The organism is Marinagarivorans algicola, assembly GCF_001292705.1.
GTDB classification, from domain to species: Bacteria; Pseudomonadota; Gammaproteobacteria; order Pseudomonadales; family Cellvibrionaceae; genus Marinagarivorans; species Marinagarivorans algicola.
This window is the reverse complement of record NZ_LGAK01000005.1, coordinates 36,634-60,678: the sequence shown is the minus strand read 5'-3', so window position 1 is coordinate 60,678 and position 24,045 is coordinate 36,634. Positions and strand designations below refer to the sequence as shown.

Sequence of the window (24,045 nt, the reverse complement as noted above, 5' to 3'; positions counted from 1 at the left end):
AAGGGTAAAAATATGGAAGATAATAATCAAGAATCATTAATATCTGTCAATAATCCAATTATTAATACACTCGCCGTAGATGATGATCGCTCAATGCGAATGATGTTGCAAACTCAGTTAGAAGATTTGGGACATAATGTGAGTACTGCAGAAGATGGTAAAAGTGCATGGGATGCGCTCTGTAAACACGGATCAGATATCGATATTGTTGTTCTTGATCGTGAAATGCCAGGCATGAATGGTTTGGAAGTTGTCTCGTTAATGAAAAGCGATCCTATGCTTAAAAATATACCAGTAATTATGCAAACAGGATCAGATAAAGCTGAGCAAATACGAGAAGGTATTGATGCAGGCGTGTATTATTATTTAACAAAGCCTATTAATGAAGATGTATTGGCATCAGTTATTTCAGCTGCTGTTCGTAATATAAATCAACAAAAATTATTGAATAAAGAGCTAAGTCAACATAAATCTAGTTTTAACTTAATTACACAGTGTAAATTTTCACTACGTACAGTAGCAGAAGCAGAAGATTTAGCATGCTTTTTGGCAAACTGCTATCCCAATCCAGAGAAGGTGGTTATAGGTATTGCTGAATTACTAATTAATGGTGTTGAGCATGGTAATTTAAATGTTGGCTATGATGAAAAAACATTTTTACTTAAAAACGGTACATGGCGCGATGAAGTTATGCGTCGATCAAATTATCCTGAAAATAAATTAAAGTCGGTAGAAGCAAGTTATAAACGAGAAGAAAACGGATATTATTTAAAAATTAAAGATTGTGGTAATGGCTTTGATTGGCGTAAATTTATTAAAGTTGATCCATCTAGAGCACAAGAAAATCATGGTCGTGGAATTGCCCAAGCATATTCTATGAGTTTTGATAAGCTCACATATAACGAATCGGGTAACGAAGTCACTACGTTTCTTAGTCACGAGTCTGATATAGACTGGTGATGAAATGTCGATAAAATTAAAAATAGAATATTTTATTTTATCGGTTAAAAAATTTAAACCGTTAAGTATTGGCGCAAAAATAAAATGGTTATTTTTTGTTGCATTTTTTTCATGCTTTTTCGCATCTATTCCTATTGTTTATTTAAATTCTATCTCTCTTAGTCAAGCTGTTAATAAAAAAATAACAGCAACAATTGTCCGTATGGTTGAAAATGAATTATCCCATCAATTAAAAAATATAGACATAGAAGGCATCAATAAAACATTATTAAATATATCCAGTGCTATTAATCTAAAATCATTTTGCTTGCTTAACAAACAGAAAGTGACTGTCAAATCAGAGAATCATAATTGTAAAAATTTGATTCATTTAGAGCCCATACTAAGCGCCGATAAAAATATATCGGGATACTTTTACATAGAAGTCAACAATATTGATAATAGAATAACTCTAATACAGTTATGTGTGGCTATTAGCTTAGTATTATTATTTTTCTTGGTTTCATTTTTTATAATGTTAAGAGTTAAAAAAACAATAATAATACCTTTGATTGAGTTAAGCTCATCGGTTTCTGAATTTTCAAAAACGAATGATTTTCATATCAGGGTGCCACTATTCAGCAGTGATGAAATAGGACAGTTGGCATCTAATTTTAATCGACTATTGCAAGAAATGCGATTTAAAGAGCATGAACTTATTAAAGCAAAAAATATAGCGGATAAAGCAAATGAATTAAAAGGTGATTTTTTAGCATCGGTTAGTCATGAAATACGTACCCCAATAAATGGTATTATTGGCACATCAGAGTTGCTTTTAAAATCTATAGAAAGTCAGGGCCATAAAAATTATATAAAAACAATTTTACACTCTTCTGAAAGTTTACTGGCAATTATTAATGATATTTTAGATTTTTCAAAAATAGAATCTGGTAAGTTAGATATAGAATCAATACCCTTTAATCTTCATATAGTTATCGAAGAAGTCGCTGATTTAATGGCTATTAAAGCTATGGAAAATGACCTGGAAGTCATTGTTGCGATATCACCTTATGTGCCAGAGTATGTGATTGGTGACCCTAATAGATTACGGCAAATTATCGTAAATTTGATGAGTAATGCTATTAAATTTACCCAAGAGGGTCATGTTTTAATTGAGGTAGAATCATTAGATTGTCAGATAGATAAATTGGGTAGAAAATATGAAAAAATACGCTTTTCAATTATTGATACTGGAATTGGAATTCCTGATGAAGCACAGGCTCATATTTTTGATCGATTTACTCAGGCTGAAAAAAGTATTACGAGAAAATATGGTGGAACAGGCTTAGGATTGGCAATATGCAAGCAATTGATTGAACTACAAAATGGTGAAATAAAATTAAAAAGCACCATTAATAAAGGGTCTAATTTTAATTTTTCTATTGACTTTGAAATTGATATTTCAAAACAGCCTTTAGATATAACGGATTATTTAGAGGGAATATCTATTGCAGTATTAGATGATAACCCTTATTTTTTAGAGCATATTAAATCGGTTTTAAGATTCTATGGTGCGTTGACATATTGTATAAGCACGGTCAATGATTTATTAGTATTGATCGATAATATAGAGGTAAAAAATAATAACTTAGATGTTATTATAATAAATGATAAAAAATCATTATTGAATGAATTTGATATCTTTAAAAAAATAAAATTAATAAATAATGTTAAAATACCTAATGTTATTTATATTAATGATTTCAATAATAATATAATTGATATTAAAAAATATAAAAATTTAGGCGTAAGCGGATACATGCATAAGCCTGTAAAAAATAGACAGTTAATTGAAATAATTGAATTAGTGTTACACAAAAAAGATAATAAAAATAAATACCCCTTAAATCTTGATGATCTTGAATACAGTCGAATTTTTAAGGAAGAAATTAAATTTCTAGATGTTAGTATATTATTTTTAGGCGATGATAATGACTGTTACGATAAGGTAAAAAAATTATTACCAGACTCTGGCTGTAAAATTTTAAGAGCGTTTAATTTTGAAGAAGCTATAACATTATGCAAAAAAAATAATGTTAATGTTGTTTTATTACATATTGAATCATCATTGATCGAAGCTAATAGTATCAATATTTTTATAGAATCTGTCAGAGGTGCATATAGCTGTAATTATCTTAATCATCTAATAGGTGTTATTGCTATATGTGATGATGCTATCGATATTAAATTAAAAAATCTTAAAGTAAAAGTTGATTCAATAATCACTCGTTTATCAGTTGAATCGGTGTTATTACAAAAAATAGCGGCTTTAACGCCTGATCATTTATTAATCACGAATTATAATGATTCAATCTTATTTGATAGCGTTAACGTTCTCTTAGTAGAAGATAATAGAGTTAATATTAAAATTGCCAAAGAAATATTGCAGAAAATTGGGTGTGAGGTATCGGTATGTAATGATGGTAAATCTGCTTTAGAAAAATATAAAACAGATAAATTTGATATTATTTTCATGGATTGCCAAATGCCAATCATGAACGGTTTTGATAGCTCATCTAGTATTCGCCAGTATGAAAAATCACATAATATTAAAAATATTCCCGTAATAGCATTAACAGCCAATGCCTCAAGAGAGGATAGAGAAGAATGCTATAAAGCGGGTATGACAGATTATGCTACCAAGCCTATAAAGCGTGAAAATTTATATTCGCTATTAAAAAAATATATTAGTACTGAAAAAATTAAAATAAAAAAATATGATACGAATGATTTCAATATTTCAACTTTTGATAAAAATATAATTAAAATTAGTGGCGTTAACCCCCATGATTATTTAGATGATATTGAAAAAAATATCATATGTTTAATTGGTGAAGATGATTTTGATTGTCTAGAGGATATAGAAGATAGAATTAAGTTTATTATTTCTTTATGCGAAATTTTTCATTTTAATAAAATATTATTTTTTGTCACTAGGTTACACAGGAAATTATTGGGCTTGCATAATGAAATGATTAATCCTACGTATATATCAAAATCTATATTGCATGATGCCCTTTTAAGTATTGAAAAAACAAGACACTATCTTATTGATAATAATATTGTAGAATCTTCAGTTAGCAAAAAAAATAATTTTACAGAAGAAGTTATTTTGGATTTACCAAATCATTTTGATGATGGAGATCATAATAAATTTATTAATAAGAAAGAAGAAAGTTTAAATAACAATATTAGAGAAAATGGTAGTTGCATCGAGTCAAATAAAGGTGTCGTTGATTTTATGATTTTTAATGAAATTAGGTCAATATTTAAAAATAAATTTAATGATGTCATAACCGATTATCTCGAAGATTGTCTAGAGTATATTGATAAGATAAACAAAGGTATAGAAGATATTAATTATGAGATGATAAGAGAAAGTGCGCATCCATTGAAGTCATCATCTAATACATTAGGATTTACAGGTCTTGCTATAATATCAAAAAAAATTGAAATTTTATCTAAAGCTAAAGGATCAATAAAAGAAATTATCAAAGAGCAGGAAGAGCTTATAAATTATCACAATGAAGTATCAAATTTTTTAAATGATTTTTTATCGGTTAATTCTTCAAAATGAAACTTAGATATCCAAATATAATTTTTGGTAACAATAGATGTTATTTTTGAAAACTACTGATAGTAAAAATATTTGGTCAAATGTGATAATATTATTAGTTTTGACTGCAGTTTCTATCGCATGTGTTTTTTTGTCTTCAGCTTTTGATGATATTGAAAGTAAAAGGAGTGCTGATTTTATTTATAAGATAAGTCAGCAAAAATCTATTATTGAACATGTAGCTGTATTGTCTAAATTTTTTACCGTAAATAATAAAAAAGAAATTAAAGATTCAAATGACGAATCATTAAATAATCATAAAAATAAAATTTTTGAAATATCGCACACGCGAAGTGAAATTAGGGATTTGGTGAGTCATTTAGATCTATTAAATAAAAATTTAATAGATAATATAGATTTTTTACCAAAATCTTTTAATAAATTATATTTCGGATTTGAATTTTCCGACGATATCAAAAGCTTTAAAGTTAAAGGCTATAAATTTTCTCAAGATTCTGTTCATTATAAAATAAGAAAATATATTGATTCGGCTAATAAGTTATCGCAATTGTCACAAGATGAAAATAAAAGAATTTCTTATAATGCAGGTTATATTGAATCAATAGTACGAGAATTGTCTATTTCTCTCGATAATTCAGTGACACTTTATTATCAGTATTTAGTTGATTCAGTGCAAGATAAAACAGATAATCACTGGGTGTATGTTTTTTTTATTCTTCTTTTTTTTGTTGTGAGTTTGGTTTTATTTGTTATTAATCCGGTTCAGAATAGTCTTAAAATAGCTTATGAAGAGGCTGCTTTAGCAAATCGTATCAAAACAGAATTTTTAACCAGTGTTAGTCATGAAATACGTACACCTATGCATGGCATTATTAGCGCTAGTGAGAATTTAAGTACAACGGTATTAAATGAAAAACAATCTAGTTATGTCAAAACAGTACTCTCTTCTGCCGAATCTTTACTTGATGTTATTAACGATATTCTAGGTTATTCTTCACTCGAGTCTGGCGATACAATTGTTGAAATTTCACGTTTTAATCTTTATGAATTAATTGGTGATTTAGTTCAAATGATGGAGGAGCGAGCTCAACTTAAGAGTGTGGATCTTATTTTGCGCTATGAAGATGGCGTACCTCATGAGGTCGGTGGCGACTCCTCGCTAATTAGACAGGTATTTTATCATCTTATCAGTAATGCTATAAAGTTCACTGAAGCAGGCTATATCGTTGTTACGGTGGATTCATGTGATGCAATCGATGGCTCTGATTTTTCTTTGAAGTTCTCTATTGAAGATACAGGTATAGGTATATCAGAAAAAAACTTATCGTTAATTTTTGAGCAATTTGTACAAGGTAATGGTGGTACAACAAGAATATTTAGCGGTACAGGTTTAGGTCTTTCTATATGCAAAAAAATGGTGGCTTTAATGGGAGGCACTTTACGAGTTGGTAGTGTATTAGGTGAAGGTTCTACATTTTCATTTATATTGCCGTTAACTTTTGCAGATGATACTCAGCATAGTAAAATTTTAAAATCTATCGACTTACCAGGATCAATTTTATTTATTTGTGATGATGATGAATTAAAATCTGTGGTACTAGCAGAGCTTGGTATGAGTGGTATGCAAATTATCTGTGTAAATTCAATTGAATTTATGGGTCGCTCAATAAAATATAATAATATTGTTTTAATTGCAGTAGATTATTTCGTGAAAAATGGCTCGCCAATAAAAATTAGCCAGTATGTGAAATCTAGTGACAGTTTTTTAGATATACCTTTAGTATGTATTTCTCGAAAAAAAGATTTAGTGCTGACTCAGGAATTAATGACTCATGGTTTTTTAGAGTTTTTTCATTTTCCTAAAAATTCTTCACAATTTAAAGATTTTGCATTATCAATATTTAATAAATCTTCTGAAGATAGTTTTAACATTAATAATGCTAACCATAAATCATACGTAAATAATAAAAATAATATTAATTATTTAGAGGGTTCATCTATCTTGCTTGTTGAAGATAACCGTATTAATGCGACTTTAGCTGAGGATATGCTAAAAGATCTTGGTGCATTAGTTACTCATGCTGAAAACGGTAAAATAGCCGTAGATTATATTAAGAGCGGCATGCCATTTGATTTAGTACTGATGGATTGTATGATGCCTATTATGGACGGATTTAAAGCGACACAAGAGATTAGAAAATTATCACAAACAGTAGGAAAAACACTGCCTATTGTAGCGCTAACGGCAAACGCAATGGTAGGAGATAAAGAGCGTTGTTTAGAGGCGGGTATGAGTGCTTACCTATCTAAGCCTGTACGAAAAAAAGATTTAAAAATCATGCTGGGAAAATGGTTAAATCATCGCGAATTATACAATCAAGAAACCTCTAATATAGGCACATTAGAGCATAATCTTATAAAGTCTAAAAGTCTGAAATCAGAGCTAAATAAACCGTTAGATACTCACTCTCATAAAAAAGGCCATAAGTTTCTCACAGATAATATTAAGAGCAATAATGGCGCTAATGAACCTAGTATCGATGGTGTCAATACACAACACCAAATAGACTCAAAAAAATCCTCCCAAGCTTCTATTGATAGAAATTATATCAATGATAGTCATCAGGTCGCAGTAGAAATTGACGAGAAAAAGTCTTTAGATAATCTAAATGCATTACAGTTTTTAGATAAAGACGTTGTTGCTAAGGCGCGTAAAATGATGAAGCGCCGTTTTCCTACAATGATTGAATATTTTTTAGAAGATACGCAAGACTACATTGATCAAATTAGGGTAGGGTTAAGCCAGAAAGATACTAATTTGTTGGTGGTACCTTCTCATACGATTAAATCATCAGCACGACAAATGGGCGCATTGGAAGTATCTGATTTGGCAAAAGAGATAGAAATGCTCGCTCGCACCGAAGATATTCATTTAGCAGATATTTCAGCGTTACTTGATAAACTGCAAGAGCAATTTGATTTATCTCGTATCGATTTTAATAACCTTTTATCGGAAGTGGTGTAGTTGCTTGGTATTTATTTTATAGCCTAGCTAAACTAAATATAAGTGATTTAGATACCTTTCATTGCCAATTTATTTTATTGTTTGATAGTGTCATTAGTCAATAATGTTATTCATTGATGTTTTTAATAGCTAAATTTTATTTAATTGAAATAATTATTGTGAGAATAGTATACAAGGTGCTTTTATGACGGTTCACAAACATTATATGGCAAAAATACTGATCGCGGAAGATAATCGTGTAGAGGCTGCCTTAATTGAAAACATGCTAGAGGACTTTGGTTGCGAGGTCTTTAAAGCGCGCGGACTCGATATTGTGGATAAACTTGATACCCCCTATGATCTAATTTTTTTAGATATTAATATGCCGGGAATTAGTGGTTTTTATATTGCTAATAATTTAAAAAAATCAAGTTCATCTCCAACGTGCGCACCTATCATCTTAGTATCTTCCGAGCCTTATACAGAGGAAATTAAAGAGCAATGCGTAGAATCTGATGTCGATGGCTATGTACAAAAGCCAATGACACAGGCATTACTTGCCACTATTTTAGACGAATATATCCCAGAAAAAGAAACATCTTTGCTTGCTACCGGCAAGGAAGAATCAAAGCTTTTTTTGCGCAAGCGACATACCTAAGTGAATATCTTGAGCATAAGAATTTCTATGACGAACCATAGAAATTCTTATGCTCTATATTTTTACATATAGCCAATCAGTAACACCGCAATACCACTAACAACAGGTAGTCTGAGTGGTTTACCTATAAAAGCAGTGACAATCTGTATAACCCATACCGCAATCATTAAGAAGGCTACGAGCCTTAGGGCTAGGGGCCCAATGATGGGCAATATTTGCAAGAGCATACCAAGTAGGCTACACGTACCAAAAAAAACAACCGATTGAGCGGCATGAAATTTTACAGCGCCACTACTCTTCTCAGAAAATAACATAACTAAACCACTTAGCCACCCAAATACATAGCAAGCGACATTCGCAATATTTTCGGGTAAGCCGGTCGATGAATGACTCATAGTGCCTTCTTATTGTTGTTAGAGGGTATTTTTTTAAGATTTAAGATGGCCGTTACAGGTACGCTGCTAGCAATTGCTTTAAGGCCAGCGAGCTCTATTAATTTTGCAATACCGCCTTCTAGGCCAAAATCTTTAGCATGAAGCATAATGGGCTTCTCAGTAATGACGTTTAGCGTATTGTCGGCTTGTTGTGTAATGGCAACGTCAGTATTGAGTATGACTTTTTTGCCATGTAACGTTATGGCAAAAGAAACATTAGATCTCAAGCTTTGGCCTACCTTAAGATGGTTATAATCAATGTGGCGGACGTTGGCGGTAATCGTTGCAGTGGCAAATTGACCGGTTTCAAACAAGTAATCTTTCATCCGTGTATTGCGAATTTCAATACCAGTTTCAACACTGGCTAAGTCAATATCCACCAATAGCTGCCCGTCTTTTAGGCTACCTTGAAGCGTTTTAAAATGATGTACTTCACCAACGCTACTATTTTTAATGCTAACAAAATTAACACTGGAATTATCGGGATTGACTGACCAATCTGCCTTACCGTGAGCTAGGGCAGGTAAAGCCAGTGTACTAGCGAGTACGAGTGCTGAGGCTGCGCTTGCAGGCTTAAAGGTTTTAAATATCATAAAATGTCCTCGATGAGCTTTTGTGATGGTTAATATTTTAGGCATGCAAATTAATGAGGCAATCGGGTTTTTGTAATACAGAATCTTCTTTAAAGGGCAGGTTTTTGCGTGCGTCTTGGCAGTAGTTTTCAATATGCTGTGCCTCTTCTTTTAAAAAGTGGGTCATTGCATGGCTAAATTCGCGGTGGCGAAGATAGTGATAGGATTGTGTGAGTACTGGTGTAAAGCCTCGTGCAATTTTATGTTCGCCCTGTGCGCCAGGGTCAAAGCGTTGTAAACCTTGCTCAATAGCAAATTCAATACCGCGATAATAACAGCATTCAAAATGCAAGCCGTCGAGTTCAGCGATGGCCCCCCAGTAGCGCCCATAAAGCGTATGGCTATCATAAAAGTATAGCGCTGCTGCAATGGGGTGTTGAGTGGGGCTTTGGGGCTGCGAGTTTTCGTCGGTGTCTTGTGCGTAGGCGCGTATAAGCAATGTTTGCTCGGGCAGTGCTTGGCCCATTAAGGCAAAACATTCAGCACTTAAATAACCGGTATGACCGCTGCGTTTAAGGTAGGTGCGTTTATAGAGCTCATAAAATTCGGCCCAGTCTTTGGGTTGCAATGCGCTGCCTTGAGTTGTGGTGATACGCACATTATGCTCAAGTACTTTAGCGCGCTCTTTCTTGATATTTTTACGCTTACGTGAAGAAAAACTGGCTAAAAAGTCATCAAAGTGGTTGTAGTCATTATTAAACCAGTGAAACTGACAGCCTAGACGCTGTCGTACAAGATCTTGCAAGCCCTGTTCAAGGGTCTCTTTCTGGCTACTCGTTTGTAGCAACGCGCGCTGCGATGATGATGTATAACTGGCGTTGATGAGCGCTGTGTTGTGCTGGCTGTTTGGGAACAAGCTATGAAAGCCAGAAAATGTAGATTCTTTAAGATGCGCTTGGAGTACTGTTAATAACTCGGCCTGTGCGCGTGTATCGATTGCTGCAAAGCGAGGGCCAGTGGCGGGTGTAAAAGGAATTGCGTTGACGAGCTTAGGGTAATAGTCTATCCCATGCTGCTGATAGGCATCGGCCCAACTCCAATCAAAGACATATTCACCGTAAGAGTGGCTTTTAATAAATAATACCATAGCGGCGGTGAGCTGTTGCTGGGTATTGCGTATTAATAAATGATAGGGCTGCCAGCCCGATGCGGTGCAGGTGGCATGGCTGTCTTCAAGGGCGCTTAAAAAGCCATGTTGAATAAAAGGGTAATCAGATTGCCATAAATCCGCCCACTCTTGAGCAGATACCTGAGCAATACGGGTAATAAATTCATACGACATAATGGCCTCCTTATTCATGCATATAATACGCATAAGAGGCCGTTACTGACTATCTTATTATTTTGTAACTATACACAGCTACTGATGATAACAGCGCTCTGGATACGTGATAGGCTAAAAATAGTTTAGCTGCTACGTTGTCTAATAGCTTCAAATAAGCAAATACCGGTAGCAACAGAGACATTGAGGCTACTCACTGAGCCAGCCATAGGGATATACGCTAAATGATCACAGTGCTCACGGGTTAGGCGGCGCATGCCGGTACCTTCTGCGCCCATCACAATAGCGAGCGGTCCGGTGAGTGGGGCTTGGTAAATATTCATATCCACTTCACCAGCGGTGCCTACAATCCATACCCCAAGCTCTTGCAGCTTTTGCAGGGTGCGCGCTAAGTTGGTTACAGTAATTAGCGGCACACTCTCGGCGGCGCCGCAGGCCACTTTACGTACAACCTCGGTTAAGCCTACAGAGTTATCTTTGGGGACGACCACCGCTTGCACGCCGGCAGCGTCGGCCGAGCGCAGGCAAGCCCCTAGATTATGCGGGTCGGTCACGCCATCTAAAACCAGTAAAAAAGGGACGTTTTTATCGTCTTCGACCATGGTGTAAAGGTCATCTTCTTGTAGCGCTTTGGCGGGCTTGGCTAATGCAATAATGCCTTGATGGTTACCATCAGCCATGGTGTCGAGTGTTTTACGGGGTTTTTCACTCACGCTAATATCGTGCATGTCGGCAATGGCTAAGATGCTTTGCATGCGCTGGTCTTGGCGGCCTTGTAAAATAATAAGCTCTAATATGCGCTCGGGCGTGTTGTCCAAGACCGATTGTACCGCGTGTAAACCAAAGAGTACTTGCTTCTTCATAGTGGATGACTTCAAAAATAATAGTGAATGACTTCAAAACAATTGCTGGGTGATTGTAAAAATACGCGCTAAAAATGACTGGCAGCAAACCTAAAATTGTCACAATAAAACAGTGAGAGTAGGCCCATGGTGTTCATTATTCATAGGCCTATCGCATTGCGAGCGCTTACCCAAAAAGGGTAAAGGGAGTCGCTGTTTTTAGTCTCAGTAAAAATGGATAAAGGCGGCTTAGCGCTTCTTGCCGACTTTCTTTTTAATGACTTTTTTAGCGCCCTTTTTTTTACCGACAGACGATTTATCTGAATTTTTAAGTTTTTTAGCATGCTTGGGTTTGGGCGTTACCTTTTTGCTTTTACTTTGCTTAACGGCCAGCTTGTCTTTGGCAAATTGCTTGGTGCTTTTGGTTTTTTGCAGGCGCTTTGGCTTCTCGGGGTCGAGTAGTACATCGTCGGGGTTGATTGGTACCTGCGTGTCACCCGCTTTAAACGAAAAAGTTTTTTTATGACGACTTGCTGGCGGAGTATTTGAATGGTTATGGCTGGCTACGCTCGTTTTGCTGGTACTTTTGGCTTTGCGTTTTCGTGGCTGCTTGGCTTCTAGTTCAAAGTCGACTTTGCGTTCATCGAGGTTTACGTTGGCAACACGCACTGTGATGGTGTCACCAAGTCGATACATTTTACGGCTATTTTCACCGACTAAGCGATGATGCGCCGGTTCAAAGTGGTAGTAATCTTGTGGCAAATTGGTAATGTGCACTAAGCCTTCGACGTATAGGTCTTTAAGCTCTACAAACAGCCCAAAGCCTGTCACCGCAGAAATAACCCCCTCAAACACATCGCCAATACGGTCGTGTAAAAATTCGCACTTGAGCCAGTTCATGACGTCGCGGGTAGCTTCGTCGGCGCGGCGCTCAGTGAGCGAGCTTTGCTGGCCAAACGCAAGCATCGCATTAACATCATACGGATAAGATTCGCTCGCGTTTTGCTGGCGGGTTTGATCATGGCGCTTAACGCGTTTTGACTCTGCACCGCTGCGTATCACACTGCGAATAGCGCGGTGAACGAGTAAATCGGGATAGCGACGAATAGGCGAGGTAAAGTGTGCATATGCAGGGTAGGCTAAACCAAAGTGGCCTTTGTTTTCGGGCTGATACACCGCTTGGTTCATACTGCGCAACATTACCGTCTGAATAATCTGCGCATCGGGGCGCTCTTTGATGAGCTCCATCACTTGCTGGTACTGTTGCGGGCCAATTTTACCACCTTTGCCGGCCGCTATTTGAATGCCTTGAGCGCCCAAAAACTCCATTAAGTTATTGAGTTTTTGCTCTTTAGGGCCTTCGTGTACGCGGTACAGTGTGGGGATTTTATGGCTATCTAAAAACCGAGCGGCACACACGTTAGCCGCTAACATGCATTCTTCGATCAGTTTGTGAGCGTCATTGCGGTGTACCGGTACAATGCGCTCAATTTTACGGTTTTCGTCAAACACAATACGGGTTTCGACGGTTTCAAAGTCAATGGCGCCACGCTCAGTACGAATACTGCGTAACGCATGGTAAAGGTTGTGTAGCTCATCAACATGCTTGACGACATGCGCGTATTGCGTGCGTAATGGTGAGTCGCTGAGTGTCTTTTCGGCGAGCATTTGGCCTACCTTGGTATAGGTTAGGCGTGCGTGGCTATGCATGACGGCTTCATAAAATTGATAACCGCTGATACGGCCGTTGGCGCTAATGGTCATTTCACACACCATACACAAGCGATCGACTTCAGGGTTTAGCGAGCATAAGCCATTTGAAAGGCCACGCGGTAGCATCGGGATGACATGATCAGGGAAGTACACCGAGTTACCTCGGACTTGCGCTTCTTGATCGAGTGCATCGTTAGGGGTCACGTAGTGCGAAACATCGGCAATAGCAACATATAGACGCCAGCCGCCACTGCGTTTTTTCTCGCAGTATACGGCGTCATCAAAATCGCGGGCGTCTTCGCCATCAATGGTCACTAAGGGCAATTGGCGCAGATCAATACGGCCAACCTTATCGGCTTCGTCAACGTCGGTACTGAGTTGACTGGCAAGCTGCTCAACCGCTGCGGGCCACACATGGGGAATATCGTGCGCGCGAATGGCTACATCGATTTCCATACCGGGCGCCATATGGTCACCGAGCACTTCTTTGATAATGCCTTCAGCGGCGCCAAACTTATCGGGCTGGCGGGTAATTTCTACACTCACAAACTGGCCTTCTTTGGCCACTAAGGTATTGTCTTTGCTGATGTAAATATCGGCCGCTATGCGAGGGTTATCGGGGCGAATACGCGGGCTACCAGGGCCTGTGACATAGCGCCCAACAACATGTGTGGTATTGTGGCTCACTACCTCGGCAATGCTACCTTCGCGGCGACCCTTGACGTCGGTACCTGTCACGCGGACTAAGACTTCGTCACCATCAAAGACTTTGCGCATTTGGCGGTTAGCGAGGTAAACATCATCGGTATCACCGGGCACTATTACAAAGCCATAGCCATCGCGGTGGCCACTGACGCGCCCTCTGACTAAGTCCATTTTGCTGATAGGACCATATGCACCGCGACGGTTGCGCATAATTTGTCCGTCACGCTCCATTGCGATTAGGCGTCGGCGCAAGCCTTCGGCTTGATCTTCGCCTTCAATGTGGAGTTGTTCGGTGAGTGCATGCTTAGACAGAGGCCCTTTGGCTTTTTCCAGTACGGCAAGAATAAGCTCGCGGCTGGCAATGGGGTTGTCATAAGTGCGAGCTTCGCGCTCGGCGGCTGGGTCTTTCATAGGGGGTTTTTGCGACAAAAGAGGTGTCCTTTGAGACGTCTTGATTAATTAGCTAAAGAGTATACCTCTAATAGCGTTAAAGTTTAATGGCGGTGTTACTTTACTCGGTTGTGATCAAAATGTAACGGTAATGGCATTGCGTTGATGCACCGGTAAAATTGAGTAGCCAGCTATTGCGTTTTATCTTTACCGCTTCTAGCAAGGTTAACGTTACTGCTATTTAACTTTACTGCTATTAAAGTGCAGATGTGCGACCCTGTGCGGGTTTTGGGTATTCGCTTGCCTAGTGCAAAAAACTACGGCATTTTTGTACGGTGTATAGGTTTCTATGTACCTTCAGTGCTGTCGATTAATATATTTCACGATAAGAGACAATCCATGGAATTAGTGTTTTCAATTGAAACGATCATCATGCTCGCGGGCATTGCTTTTATGGCAGGGTTTATCGATGCCATTGCCGGCGGCGGTGGTTTAATCACTATTCCCGCTTTACTGCTGGCACAAATGCCGCCGGTGTTGGCTTTGGCTACAAATAAGTTTCAGGCTTCGTTTGGCGGTTTTGCTGCGGCCACCACGATGGTACGCAAAGGCAAAGCAAACTTAAGTGATATGAAAGTGAGTATTGTTATGTGTTTTGTGGGGTCGGTAGTGGGTACGGTAGCTGTACTTATTTCACCGCCACAGTTTTTAACGGTGATTATTCCTTGTGTGATTGCGATAATTTGCGTGTATTTTTTATTGGCACCAGCACAAAGCAGCGCCGAGCAAAAACCGCGGGTATCGTCATCAACTTGGCATTTTTTTTGTGTTCCTGGGCTGGGGTTTTATGATGGTTACCTAGGCCCTGGAGCAGGCATGTTTTATACCTTGTGCCAAGTAACCTTACAAGGCAAAAACTTGCTAATGGCTACAGGCGGCGCCAAGGTACTTAACTTTACCAGCAATATTGCCTCACTCATTGTCTTTATCTTTAGTGGCAAAGTCGTTTGGATTGTGGGTGGCGCTATGGCCGTGGGGCAAATATTTGGGGGTTATTTAGGCGCACATACCGCCATCAAAGGCGGGCATCGTGTGATACGGCCTATTATAGTGATCATTTGCTTGGCTATGCTAGGGCAATATGTTGTGGAAAATTGGGCCGTTATGCTGGAGTGGTTTGCAGCGGTTTTGCAATAATTATTTAGAGTATGCAGATTCTGTTGTGTATTAGCTATGTGCATAACGGAGGCTTTAAGTATTATTCATTTTGATAATATTCGTGAATTGTTTGTGCTGCGTTGCGCATCCAGGCTTTTCTGTCTTTTGGGTCGGCATTGTAGTGGGCAGCGAGCTTTTCTATTTCTTCTTGGCTGAGCGATACCCCTAAACGCGGGCGTACTGGCGGTGATACAGATAAGCCCAATACACGCCGAATAATATTACTGGGGCTTTCGCCGCTTTTGGCGGCTTCTATGCGTATTTGCTGATCTACATTTTGCGCTAATTCAAAAGAAATCTGCACTTTTTTAAGGGCTGCTTTTTGTTTTTCCCATTTGGGGTTGGTGTGTGTGCTGGTGCCTTGATCAACCATTGGGCCAAATCTCCTCAATCACATTTAGCGGTACCGATTTTTGTAAAAAAACATTGGTGGTGCCATCTTCCCAAATCTCAATATTCAGGCTAAAGTCATCGGGTGCGCCTTCGCATTCGTGGTAGCGTAGCTCTTCGCTGTTATCGTCGGTTTCTACATAATCGCTGACACCGCTTGCTCTTTTATCGGCTTTGTAAAAGTAAGCGGTAGCGTTTTTAATCGCTTGTGTATAGTGCGGCGCAACCCAAGCGCATAAGGCTTCATCTATATTGCCTGTATGAGTATTTAGCTGTGCGAAGTTATCACCAAACAGCTCAGCAAATTGGTCCATATCAAACAGTTGCTCAACTTGTTCACGGCTAATTTCTTTTGATAAAACTAAATATTCATCGCCTTCTTCTTCTAGCATAAAATGAAAAGTGTCGCCGCTGGGTAGGCGTGCCTCAAACTCAGGGGCTAAGCCTTCAGAGTATTGATAGCTTTGTACGTTTTTAATGGTGACGGTTTGGCCTTGAAGCTCTGGCGGTAAAATACTGCGTGGCTTAAAAGAAAGTAAATCGCCCGGTAATAATTGCTTAGGGTGAGTGAGCTCACGCGGAGGTGTTTTTTTACCTTTAAAAAGACCAAACATAATGATGCCAAAAAGTGAAAGTGGATAGAGCATAAAGCGCACAACGCTAGGCGGCTTTTATCGCATAGCATTGTGCTGATTTATGGTGTTGCACAAAGTTTTTAGGTGGGTTCGAACAGCTTGTGCACAAGTATGGATGATTATTTCGCTTCTAGCTGCGCTAAAATGTCATCGGCACTGGTTTTACTGCTGTCTAGGCCTGCGGCAGCAATTTGAGCGTCCAAATCATTACCTTGTTCTAAGTCGTTAAGCCATTGGTCGGCCGACATTTGATTTTCGGTATCGGCTTGCTTTTGTTTAACACGGTCTAATGCACGCTGTACGCGTTTAGCGCTAGAGTCATTAGTGGGCATGGCGGCGGCAACGGCCACTTGGGTTTTTTGTAAATCTTCGTAAGTTTTGGCTTTTTGCAGCTCTATGCGATTTTTGTCTTTTTGTTTTTCGCGCACTTTAATGACTTGGTAAATTTTATTAACCTGTGCTTCGAGTGCGTCATGTTGCTCTTTAAGGTCAGTTTTAGAGCCGGTCAGTTCGGCAATTTTCTCGGCAATAGTACGTGCCAAATCGCGTTTGTCAGCGGCTAATGCAGCGCGCGCTTTTGCGGTGTAATCTTCTATATCGACGTCGATTTCGTGAATTTGCTTAGCGAGACCAATCTCTTTAGCTTTTAATTGCGATAAGCTTATTTTAGCTGTGTTAATAGCGGCATCGGCATCGCGAATTTCTTGCTCTAGAATGCGTAGTGCTTGGCTATCAACAACGGCTTCGCCGGCTTCACTGAGGCCACCGCGAACGGCAGTGACGATATCTCTTAAAAATCCCATTGCTTAAACCTCCACGGTTTCTTGAGTTGTTTCAAAGTAGTCGGTTAAAGCCACTAATACATCGTTGTAATTGTCGGCTTGGCATTCGAGCTCGTGAACAATATTATCAAATGTGCTATCGACCGGCATGGCGCCAAACAACACGCAGCTATCGTCTTGTAAACCGATGCTCGACAAGGGGATAACCGGTGAAATGCGCAATAGCGTTTCGTAGAGCTCGGCTTTGTTTTGGGCTTGCACTTCGTTGAGTTTAAATAAAGGCGTCACCGATAAAATTTGCTCATCCGACTTCACGATAAAAATCATGGCCTCAGGGTTTATGTCGCAACTCACTTGTAAAATTTCGGTATCCGCCGAGTACTCAACGGTAAAGCGCGTGCCTGCTGGAGACTCAATAGTATTTAGCTTAAAGGCCAAGTCTTCTAAGTACATTACATATCCTCGTATGGAGTGGTGTGCGACATATTATGTCGAGTAAATTCACTGTATGCCATATTATGTCGAATGGCAAGCGTATTTTATAAAAACTTTATGCGGGCGGGTATGCGCTTTAAAAGGGGGGACAGAGGGGTAAACCTGGGGCGTAAGGCAAGCTTTGGCGCGCAATACAATATTCGGCGCATAACACTACGCCCGGCGAGCAGATTAGGGGTAAAACGGCCGAGTCAGCACCAGAGCGCGTGAGGGAGGAGGTTGGAGGGTAATAAGGTTAACGTTAAGCGATATCGCTTAACGTTAACGGTTTGGGTTAGGCAATGCCATCCATAAAGTCTAGTGTTGCTTGATGCCTGATTGTACGCCGGTGTTTGGCCCACAGGTCTTTAATTTTGTCGGGGTTACAGACTTTGCGATCAACCAATACACGGGTGTTCAGCTCGCCTACAGGCTCGGTGGTAGGGCATTTACTAAACACCACTTGATGGCTAATTAGGTCCATAAAAGGGCCCGATTTGCTTGAGGGCATAATAAAAATCAACTGCAAGCCCAGTGTCTCGGTTAGGTAGTTAATTACCTCGCGCGAGCGGGTTTCATCCATTTTAGAAAAGGCCTCATCCACTAGCACCATGCGACAATGGCTTTTGCCTTCGTTAAATTTAAAAGCAGAGGTAATCGCGGCCGAGCGAATAATATAAGCTGGTGTTTCTAATTGCCCGCCCGAGCCTGTGCCGTAAGTGCTGAGTGCAATAGGCTGCTTGCCCTCGGGTTCTTTAAAAATTTCATAATGCCGATAATTGCGATAATCACTAATGCGGCGTAGCTCGGTCAGTGCGTTATGCTCGCCTTTATCTAATAGCATACTTAATAGCTTGTCGCGTACCACGGCCGATTTGTCACTGAGTTTAGAGTTAAATAAATTGGCACCTTCGCCAAGTTCTGGCGAGTTAATAATTTCTTTAAAAAAGCCCCAGTACTCTTTAAATTCGGGCACCCATGCGTAATCAAAATAAAAGCTTTCTCTATCGGCACCAAAGCGATGGTGCTTGAGCTCTTTATTCAAATCATCGAGTGTGCGCTTACCATCGTTGATTGACTGATAAATAGAGTGGCATAAACTTGTTACAAACGTAGTATTAAAGCTGTCTTTTAGGCTGACGAGTTTTTCATAGCGGCTGACTAACACATTATTTTTTAAGACACTGTAAATGCGTCCTAGCTCTTCTTGTATTTTTACAATAAAAGCAAAAAACTGTGCATCGTGTTTATATTGCGAAATAGGCGAGTAGCTAATCGCGTTAAACTCGGCACTGGTACGGTTATGCTCTACGATATGCTCGTACAGTTTACGCTCGCAAGTTTCTGAACGTTGAGCGCACTGTGCAATGGTCACTGCAAAACTATTTTTGCCTTTGGCTTCGTCGTCGGCATGCTTTAGCGCGGCTTCGGCATTAAAGTCAGCATAGATTTTGGCAATAGCATGTACTTGCGCTTCGCAGGTTTCTTGCTCGGCATGCAGTGCGTCTTTTTCGCTGGCAAGGCGCTTGATCAGACGGGCGTTTTGCTCTTCGCGTGTACGCAGGCTACCAAACTCTTCGCTGCAGGTTTTAGCTTCGTCTTCTAGCTCTTGCAGTGTGTTTTTTAAGTCCTCTAGGCGCTCTTCTAGTGCGGTAAAATCTTTTAAATCTAAGCTCGCTAATTGCGACTCTACTTTTTGTAATTGCCGGTAAATATTGAGCATGTTTTTGATGGTGGTCGAGCAATTGACTAATTGAATGTCACTAATGCATTGATGCAGCTCGAGTAGTTGCTGGTATTGCAGTGCTAGTGTGTTGGCTTGCTTTTGCAAATTTTGCAGCTGAGTTTCTTTGGCAATTAAAGCGCGCTCGCGTGCGCCTTGGCCAAACACTAAATCGGCCTCATCAATATCACAGCGAAACAAACTATAGTTGCCCGAGCCAACGCCTTCGGCAGTTAAGCCGCGCGCTGTATTTTTGAGTGCCGCATTATCTTTAACTCTAATTACCGCACCGTAGCTGGCGCGAATATAATATTCAACAATTTTGTGGTCAAAGCGCATCACATCGACAATGCTGTTTTTAGGCAGCGTTAATTTGTTGGCATCGTGTTGTGCTTTAGCGCCTTGCAATACACGTGCGTTGCTTCTTCGCCCCGGTAGCGCGCGCACAATATTAATGGCTTCGGCTTCCCAGTCGGGGCTAACGACAATACTAAACCGAGCGCCGCCTAGGTAGCCTTCAATAGCCATTTGCCATTTGGGGTCGGTCACTTCAATAAAATCACACAATACCGCAGGTTCTGCCTGCGGGCATTGATCGGTAATAGCTTTAATGGCTTGTTCGACTTGTGCTGGGTAGCTGACTTTTTGATGTTGCAGCCTTTGTACTTCTAGATTTTTTTGATTGGTTTGCTGCTTTATTTTTTCAAGTTGTTCGGCTTTGCGATGCTGCATTAAATAGATTTGATTGGCGGGGCTGTTTTCGCCAGTGTGCAGCCAGTCGGCTGTTTTATTGTGGTGCGCCTCTAACTCTACAATACGGCCGAGCTTCTCCTCTAATGCTGCGTTGTTGACCCAATCTTTGGTTTGTAGATTATTGGCATCAATACCTGTATTACTGCCTATTTTTAACACTGGCGCTAAAATAGGGTTAATTTTTTTGGATGCTAGTGCAGGTATATCAAGCTCCGAGGCTTGCTGGCTGAGGTTGCGGCTTAATCGCTCTGCGGCGTGCACGTTTTTAGTAAACTGCGCATCTTGTAGCATCAAATCAGGAATATAATCGGCAAGCTGAGTATTAAGCTTGCTAATATCGCTTTGCAATTGGTCTTTATCTTTTAGCGCACTAATGCCCTGGCGTTGTGCTAATAGTTCAATGTGCTCTTGTTGCAAATCAGTTTTTTTGTCGGCGACTAATAAGCGGTGTAGCTGGTTGTCTTTAATGGTTTGGGCAATAGTACCTTGCTCTTTTTTAGCCGCTAAATAGTCATTTTGTTTAGCGTTAAATAAACGAGCTTGCTCGGCATATTGTGCCACACAGCCTTCAATCCAGTTGTCAATGTAAATTTGCGCTTGCTGATTACCCTCCGATAAATTTTCGACCGCTTCATTCACATGGCGTGTGTCTTCTTCCATTGAGTGAATGGTTTTCATTAATTCGCTTACTTGGCGAATATCATCGGTTAAATCTTTAGGTTCTAAAATTTCGCGTGCTACAAAATCGGTAATACTCTTTACCGGTTTATAGGCCATAAAATTAGAAAAAGTACGTGCGGCGTGTTTGGCTTCGCGATCGGGTACGGCATCTTTATCGTTGCGGAATATGCCATACAAGCGGCGCAAATACGGGCCTTTTTTGTCATAAACTTCGACACTACTGTGGGTGCTAAATTTCTTTTTCAGCAAATTCGGCAAATCGTTCATTGGTACAATATATTTACCGGCGGTATCTTCGCGCACAAAATCATCTAACGCTAACGTTTCGTTAGGAATAATCAAAAACTGAAGATCTTCTTGCCGTGCTTGGCGGTTGCTACCGGCAGTATCGAGCGAGGCGCGAATGCACATTACCGCCGTAAAGGGATCGGCTGTTTCGCCACTGGTAGGGTGGAATATACCAGCAATATAACCATCGGTTGTGCGCAAACGGGCATAGCTGCCATCATCACAACCTAAGACATAAGAGGCGAGTGTGCGCACTTGCTTGCCGCCACGGCCACGCTGAGTGGTTTCGTCTTGGCCTGGGTTATAGTTAAATAAATTTTCGTGGGCGGCGGTCATTAATGACTGCAAGGCATCGGCGGCGGTTGTTTTACCCGAGCCATTCCCCCCAGACAGCAAATTAATAGGACCAAAGTCAATTTCTTGTGATGGAATATTACCCCAGTTGACCAATACTAAGCGTTTACAAAACATATTTATTGATCCTCTGCTTGGTCTTGCGTTAGCGCGTTTGTGCTTGCTTGCTGAGTGTCTTGGTCCTGCTCATCATCTTGCGGATGCAGGCTTTGCAATACTTCATCGGTGACAAAGCTTGTAATTGAGGGTTGAATACTCATCCAGCCTTCATCAAGGTTTAAATCATTGTCGCTATTAAACTGAATTAAACGCAATTGGCGAATTCGCTTAAATAAGGTGCTGCGCTCGGAGCTTTGCTCGGGCAGCGAGCGTTTGAGTAGATTTTTCATGGCAAAGGCAATGCTTTCAAAAGACACCAATACGCACCCCGAATCATCCAATAAACCTTCGCGTAATGATTTTTCGTATTCTACGCGCAAGACTAAAATCAACGATACCTCTTGCTGAGTCGGGCGGTAGCGCATCCCTTGGTTAAAGGCGCTGTTGTCGTCATCGGGTAAACCTGGCACTTGAGCACTCGGGGGGAAGACTCTAACAAAACAAAATTGCCTGTCGTGTAATAAGCGAATATTTAAAATACTCAAATAGTCCTCGACCAGTTCGGCGCATATCATGTAGCGGTCGTACAATTGGGCTTCTACTTGGCTTTCTTCGCGGCTAATGACACCGTAGTCGAGTAAGCGAATAAGCAATGCCGAAAACTCTTCTAGCGGAATATTTAAAGTGCTTAATTTGGCTTTTAAAACGTCATCAATCATTCATCGTCTCAACTAAATTAGTTGCCTCTACCAGTTCAATGGTGAACTCATCAGAGCTACTGTAATATTCATTAAAATTGTCTTTTTTACCTTGCCACTCCACATGGAAGCGCAAGTCAGAATCTAAATTATTGACGCTGCCCACTTCAATCACGTGCGCTAGCGCTAATAAATCTAACGCATTGGTAATGGGTAGCTCGCGCGTTGATACTTTGCGCTTGTCTTTAAAGGCATCGCAAATATAGGTTTGTAATTGCTGGCGGTTAAAGACAAAAGCGCGGTCGAGTAGCTGCTGTACCATCAACTCGGTGCGGGCACCTAAATCAATATCGCGCTCTTCATTAATACTGGTGTCCACAGGGCTTTTGCGTTTGCGCTCAATTAAACGCACTTGTTTTGGGTCGATCAGCCCCAGCTTCATCACCGCCATCGCATTAGAGGCATTATTGAGTCGCTCTTGATATTGTGCAGGCGGCAGGGCGGCCAGCGTTTGGCAAATATCTAAAAAGTTATCGTTTTGATGGGAGTTAAGATAACTCAGTTGGCGTATCACAATATCGGCGCGTTTGGTAAAGCCATGCAAAGCGCGGCGCAAGGCCGGCAGCATGATGTCGGCGGCATTTTTCATGCGTAGCTCAATGGTATCGAGTACATACCACAGGTAGCTTTGGCTCTCGTCACACAAGCTTGGAATACTGGCGCGCAAACGCATTTCGGCGGTGCGTTTAAATTCGGTCGATTTACGTCTTAGCCCGTAAATAACGCGGCTAATATCATCGCGATACTTCTCGACACTATCGGCCGATAACCTCACCGAAATATCTGGCTGAAAGCGCTTTTCCATATAGTCAAAAAACTGGTCAGTGGCTTTGCTGATGAGCTGCTGCGATTCGACCTCTTTTACTAGCTCGCGCTTGCGCTCTTCAAGCTCGGTGATAATGTCGGTAAAGTCGGTAATAATGCGCTCGGAGTACTCAAAGGCATCGAGCAGGTCGTACGCATCACCACGCCCAGCAAAGGCCTCCAGTGCATTAAGGGTATTGCGGGTGTTGCGGTGGCGAGTGCGAATATGACTATGATCGGCATCAAGCAGCGCCTGCGCAAAAATGCGCCCCATCCGCGAAAACGGATAAGTAGATTGGAAGGTGGCCGTATCAACCTGCCGCTCGACCCAGCCTGCTTCAATCACGGCTTTTAGCACGGCATTGGCATGCTCGCGGTGGTTTTTAAAGCGCGGTTCGTCACTGCCCTCGGTGGCATCATCAAAAACGGCATCTTTGGTGCGAGCCAAGGCCTCCTCAAACAGCTCCACTACCTGCTCACGCCGCAAAGACTGCCCATAATCGGCATTGGCGCTGTACTGGCGCTGGTATAGCAGCCCCAAGCACTGCGCAATTTGCTCGCGGTACTTGCTCGTTAAGGGCTTAAAAAAATGAAGGCGATCGTCAGTAAAAAACATGGCTGCTCAGCGAATATTTGGCGCGCCACACAACAGCGACGCAAAAAGGGTGTTTAGTCGAACGGTGGCTTGTAAATAGGGGGGCGGATGGTAGCAGAAATGGGATTGGGTGGCGATGGTTGTAGGCTGAGTGCTATGGGTGTGCGGCTTGACGGGCTGTGTTGATGAGTTTGGGCTGGTGCGCATTATGCTGGTAAATGCAGGGTGGTTTTTGTGAATAGGTTGCGATCTATC

At 40.6% G+C, this 24,045-nt stretch carries 17 protein-coding genes; 5 read left to right on the top strand and 12 right to left on the bottom strand.

Features of this window, described 5'->3' with window-relative positions; genetic code table 11:
* Positions 1 to 12 precede the first annotated feature (12 nt).
* From AC438_RS02625 to AC438_RS02610, 4 genes are all read left to right on the top strand, one after another.
* Complete coding sequence (locus tag AC438_RS02625; RefSeq protein WP_053979730.1) at positions 13 to 960, top strand: response regulator; 948 nt, start codon at positions 13 to 15, stop codon at positions 958 to 960.
* A 4-nt stretch (positions 961 to 964) separates the two neighbouring features.
* Positions 965 to 4,576: a response regulator gene (locus AC438_RS02620; protein ID WP_053979729.1), complete on the top strand. Its 3,612-nt coding sequence runs from the start codon at positions 965 to 967 to the stop codon at positions 4,574 to 4,576.
* A 46-nt stretch (positions 4,577 to 4,622) separates the two neighbouring features.
* Positions 4,623 to 7,601, top strand: a complete 2,979-nt coding sequence (locus AC438_RS02615; RefSeq protein WP_162230681.1) for a hybrid sensor histidine kinase/response regulator — start codon at positions 4,623 to 4,625, stop codon at positions 7,599 to 7,601.
* 184 nt (positions 7,602 to 7,785) lie between these two features.
* A complete protein-coding gene (locus AC438_RS02610; RefSeq protein ID WP_053979727.1) occupies positions 7,786 to 8,238 on the top strand; it encodes a response regulator in 453 nt (150 codons plus the stop codon).
* A gap of 62 nt (positions 8,239 to 8,300) precedes the next feature.
* Here the strand turns inward: AC438_RS02610 and AC438_RS02605 are convergent, their stop codons facing one another.
* The 5 genes from AC438_RS02605 to rnr all read right to left on the bottom strand — a co-directional run bounded on the left by AC438_RS02605 (position 8,301) and on the right by rnr (position 14,257).
* Entirely contained in the window at positions 8,301 to 8,633 is a 333-nt protein-coding gene (locus tag AC438_RS02605; protein ID WP_053979726.1) for a DUF4870 domain-containing protein, read from the bottom strand.
* The gene (locus tag AC438_RS02600; protein WP_053979725.1) at positions 8,630 to 9,265 is read right to left on the bottom strand and encodes a YceI family protein; all 636 of its coding nucleotides are present in this window, start codon (positions 9,263 to 9,265) and stop codon (positions 8,630 to 8,632) included. The genes AC438_RS02605 and AC438_RS02600 overlap by 4 nt, the downstream gene beginning before the upstream one ends.
* Before the next feature lie 37 nt (positions 9,266 to 9,302).
* Positions 9,303 to 10,586: a GNAT family N-acetyltransferase gene (locus AC438_RS02595; protein WP_053979724.1), complete on the bottom strand. Its 1,284-nt coding sequence runs from the start codon at positions 10,584 to 10,586 to the stop codon at positions 9,303 to 9,305.
* 125 nt (positions 10,587 to 10,711) lie between these two features.
* A complete protein-coding gene (rlmB, locus tag AC438_RS02590; RefSeq protein ID WP_053979723.1) occupies positions 10,712 to 11,449 on the bottom strand; it encodes a 23S rRNA (guanosine(2251)-2'-O)-methyltransferase RlmB in 738 nt (245 codons plus the stop codon).
* A gap of 228 nt (positions 11,450 to 11,677) precedes the next feature.
* Positions 11,678 to 14,257 carry a ribonuclease R gene (gene rnr / locus AC438_RS02585; RefSeq protein WP_420798144.1) on the bottom strand — a complete coding sequence of 860 codons (2,580 nt, stop codon included), beginning with the start codon at positions 14,255 to 14,257 and terminating at the stop codon, positions 11,678 to 11,680.
* A 378-nt stretch (positions 14,258 to 14,635) separates the two neighbouring features.
* Here rnr and AC438_RS02580 point away from each other — a divergent pair, with 378 nt between their 5' ends.
* Positions 14,636 to 15,433: a TSUP family transporter gene (locus AC438_RS02580; RefSeq protein ID WP_053979721.1), complete on the top strand. Its 798-nt coding sequence runs from the start codon at positions 14,636 to 14,638 to the stop codon at positions 15,431 to 15,433.
* Between the two features lie 61 nt (positions 15,434 to 15,494).
* Here the strand turns inward: AC438_RS02580 and AC438_RS02575 are convergent, their stop codons facing one another.
* The 7 genes from AC438_RS02575 to AC438_RS02545 form a co-directional block, all read right to left on the bottom strand.
* Positions 15,495 to 15,827: a hypothetical protein gene (locus tag AC438_RS02575; protein WP_053979720.1), complete on the bottom strand. Its 333-nt coding sequence runs from the start codon at positions 15,825 to 15,827 to the stop codon at positions 15,495 to 15,497.
* Positions 15,820 to 16,458, bottom strand: a complete 639-nt coding sequence (locus AC438_RS02570; protein WP_156316973.1) for a hypothetical protein — start codon at positions 16,456 to 16,458, stop codon at positions 15,820 to 15,822. The genes AC438_RS02575 and AC438_RS02570 overlap by 8 nt, the downstream gene beginning before the upstream one ends.
* A 140-nt stretch (positions 16,459 to 16,598) precedes the next feature.
* Entirely contained in the window at positions 16,599 to 17,282 is a 684-nt protein-coding gene (locus AC438_RS02565) for a PspA/IM30 family protein (RefSeq protein ID WP_053979718.1), read from the bottom strand.
* A 3-nt stretch (positions 17,283 to 17,285) separates the two neighbouring features.
* Positions 17,286 to 17,714 (bottom strand): DUF2170 family protein, encoded by a 429-nt coding sequence (locus AC438_RS02560; protein WP_053979717.1) that lies wholly within the window; start codon positions 17,712 to 17,714, stop codon positions 17,286 to 17,288.
* A 316-nt stretch (positions 17,715 to 18,030) separates the two neighbouring features.
* On the bottom strand, positions 18,031 to 21,651 hold the full coding sequence (locus AC438_RS02555) for an ATP-binding protein (protein WP_053979716.1): 3,621 nt from the start codon (positions 21,649 to 21,651) through the stop codon (positions 18,031 to 18,033).
* 2 nt (positions 21,652 to 21,653) lie between these two features.
* Complete coding sequence (locus AC438_RS02550; RefSeq protein WP_053979715.1) at positions 21,654 to 22,352, bottom strand: DUF4194 domain-containing protein; 699 nt, start codon at positions 22,350 to 22,352, stop codon at positions 21,654 to 21,656.
* Positions 22,345 to 23,811, bottom strand: a complete 1,467-nt coding sequence (locus AC438_RS02545; RefSeq protein ID WP_053979714.1) for a Wadjet anti-phage system protein JetA family protein — start codon at positions 23,809 to 23,811, stop codon at positions 22,345 to 22,347. The genes AC438_RS02550 and AC438_RS02545 overlap by 8 nt, the downstream gene beginning before the upstream one ends.
* Positions 23,812 to 24,045 lie beyond the last annotated feature (234 nt).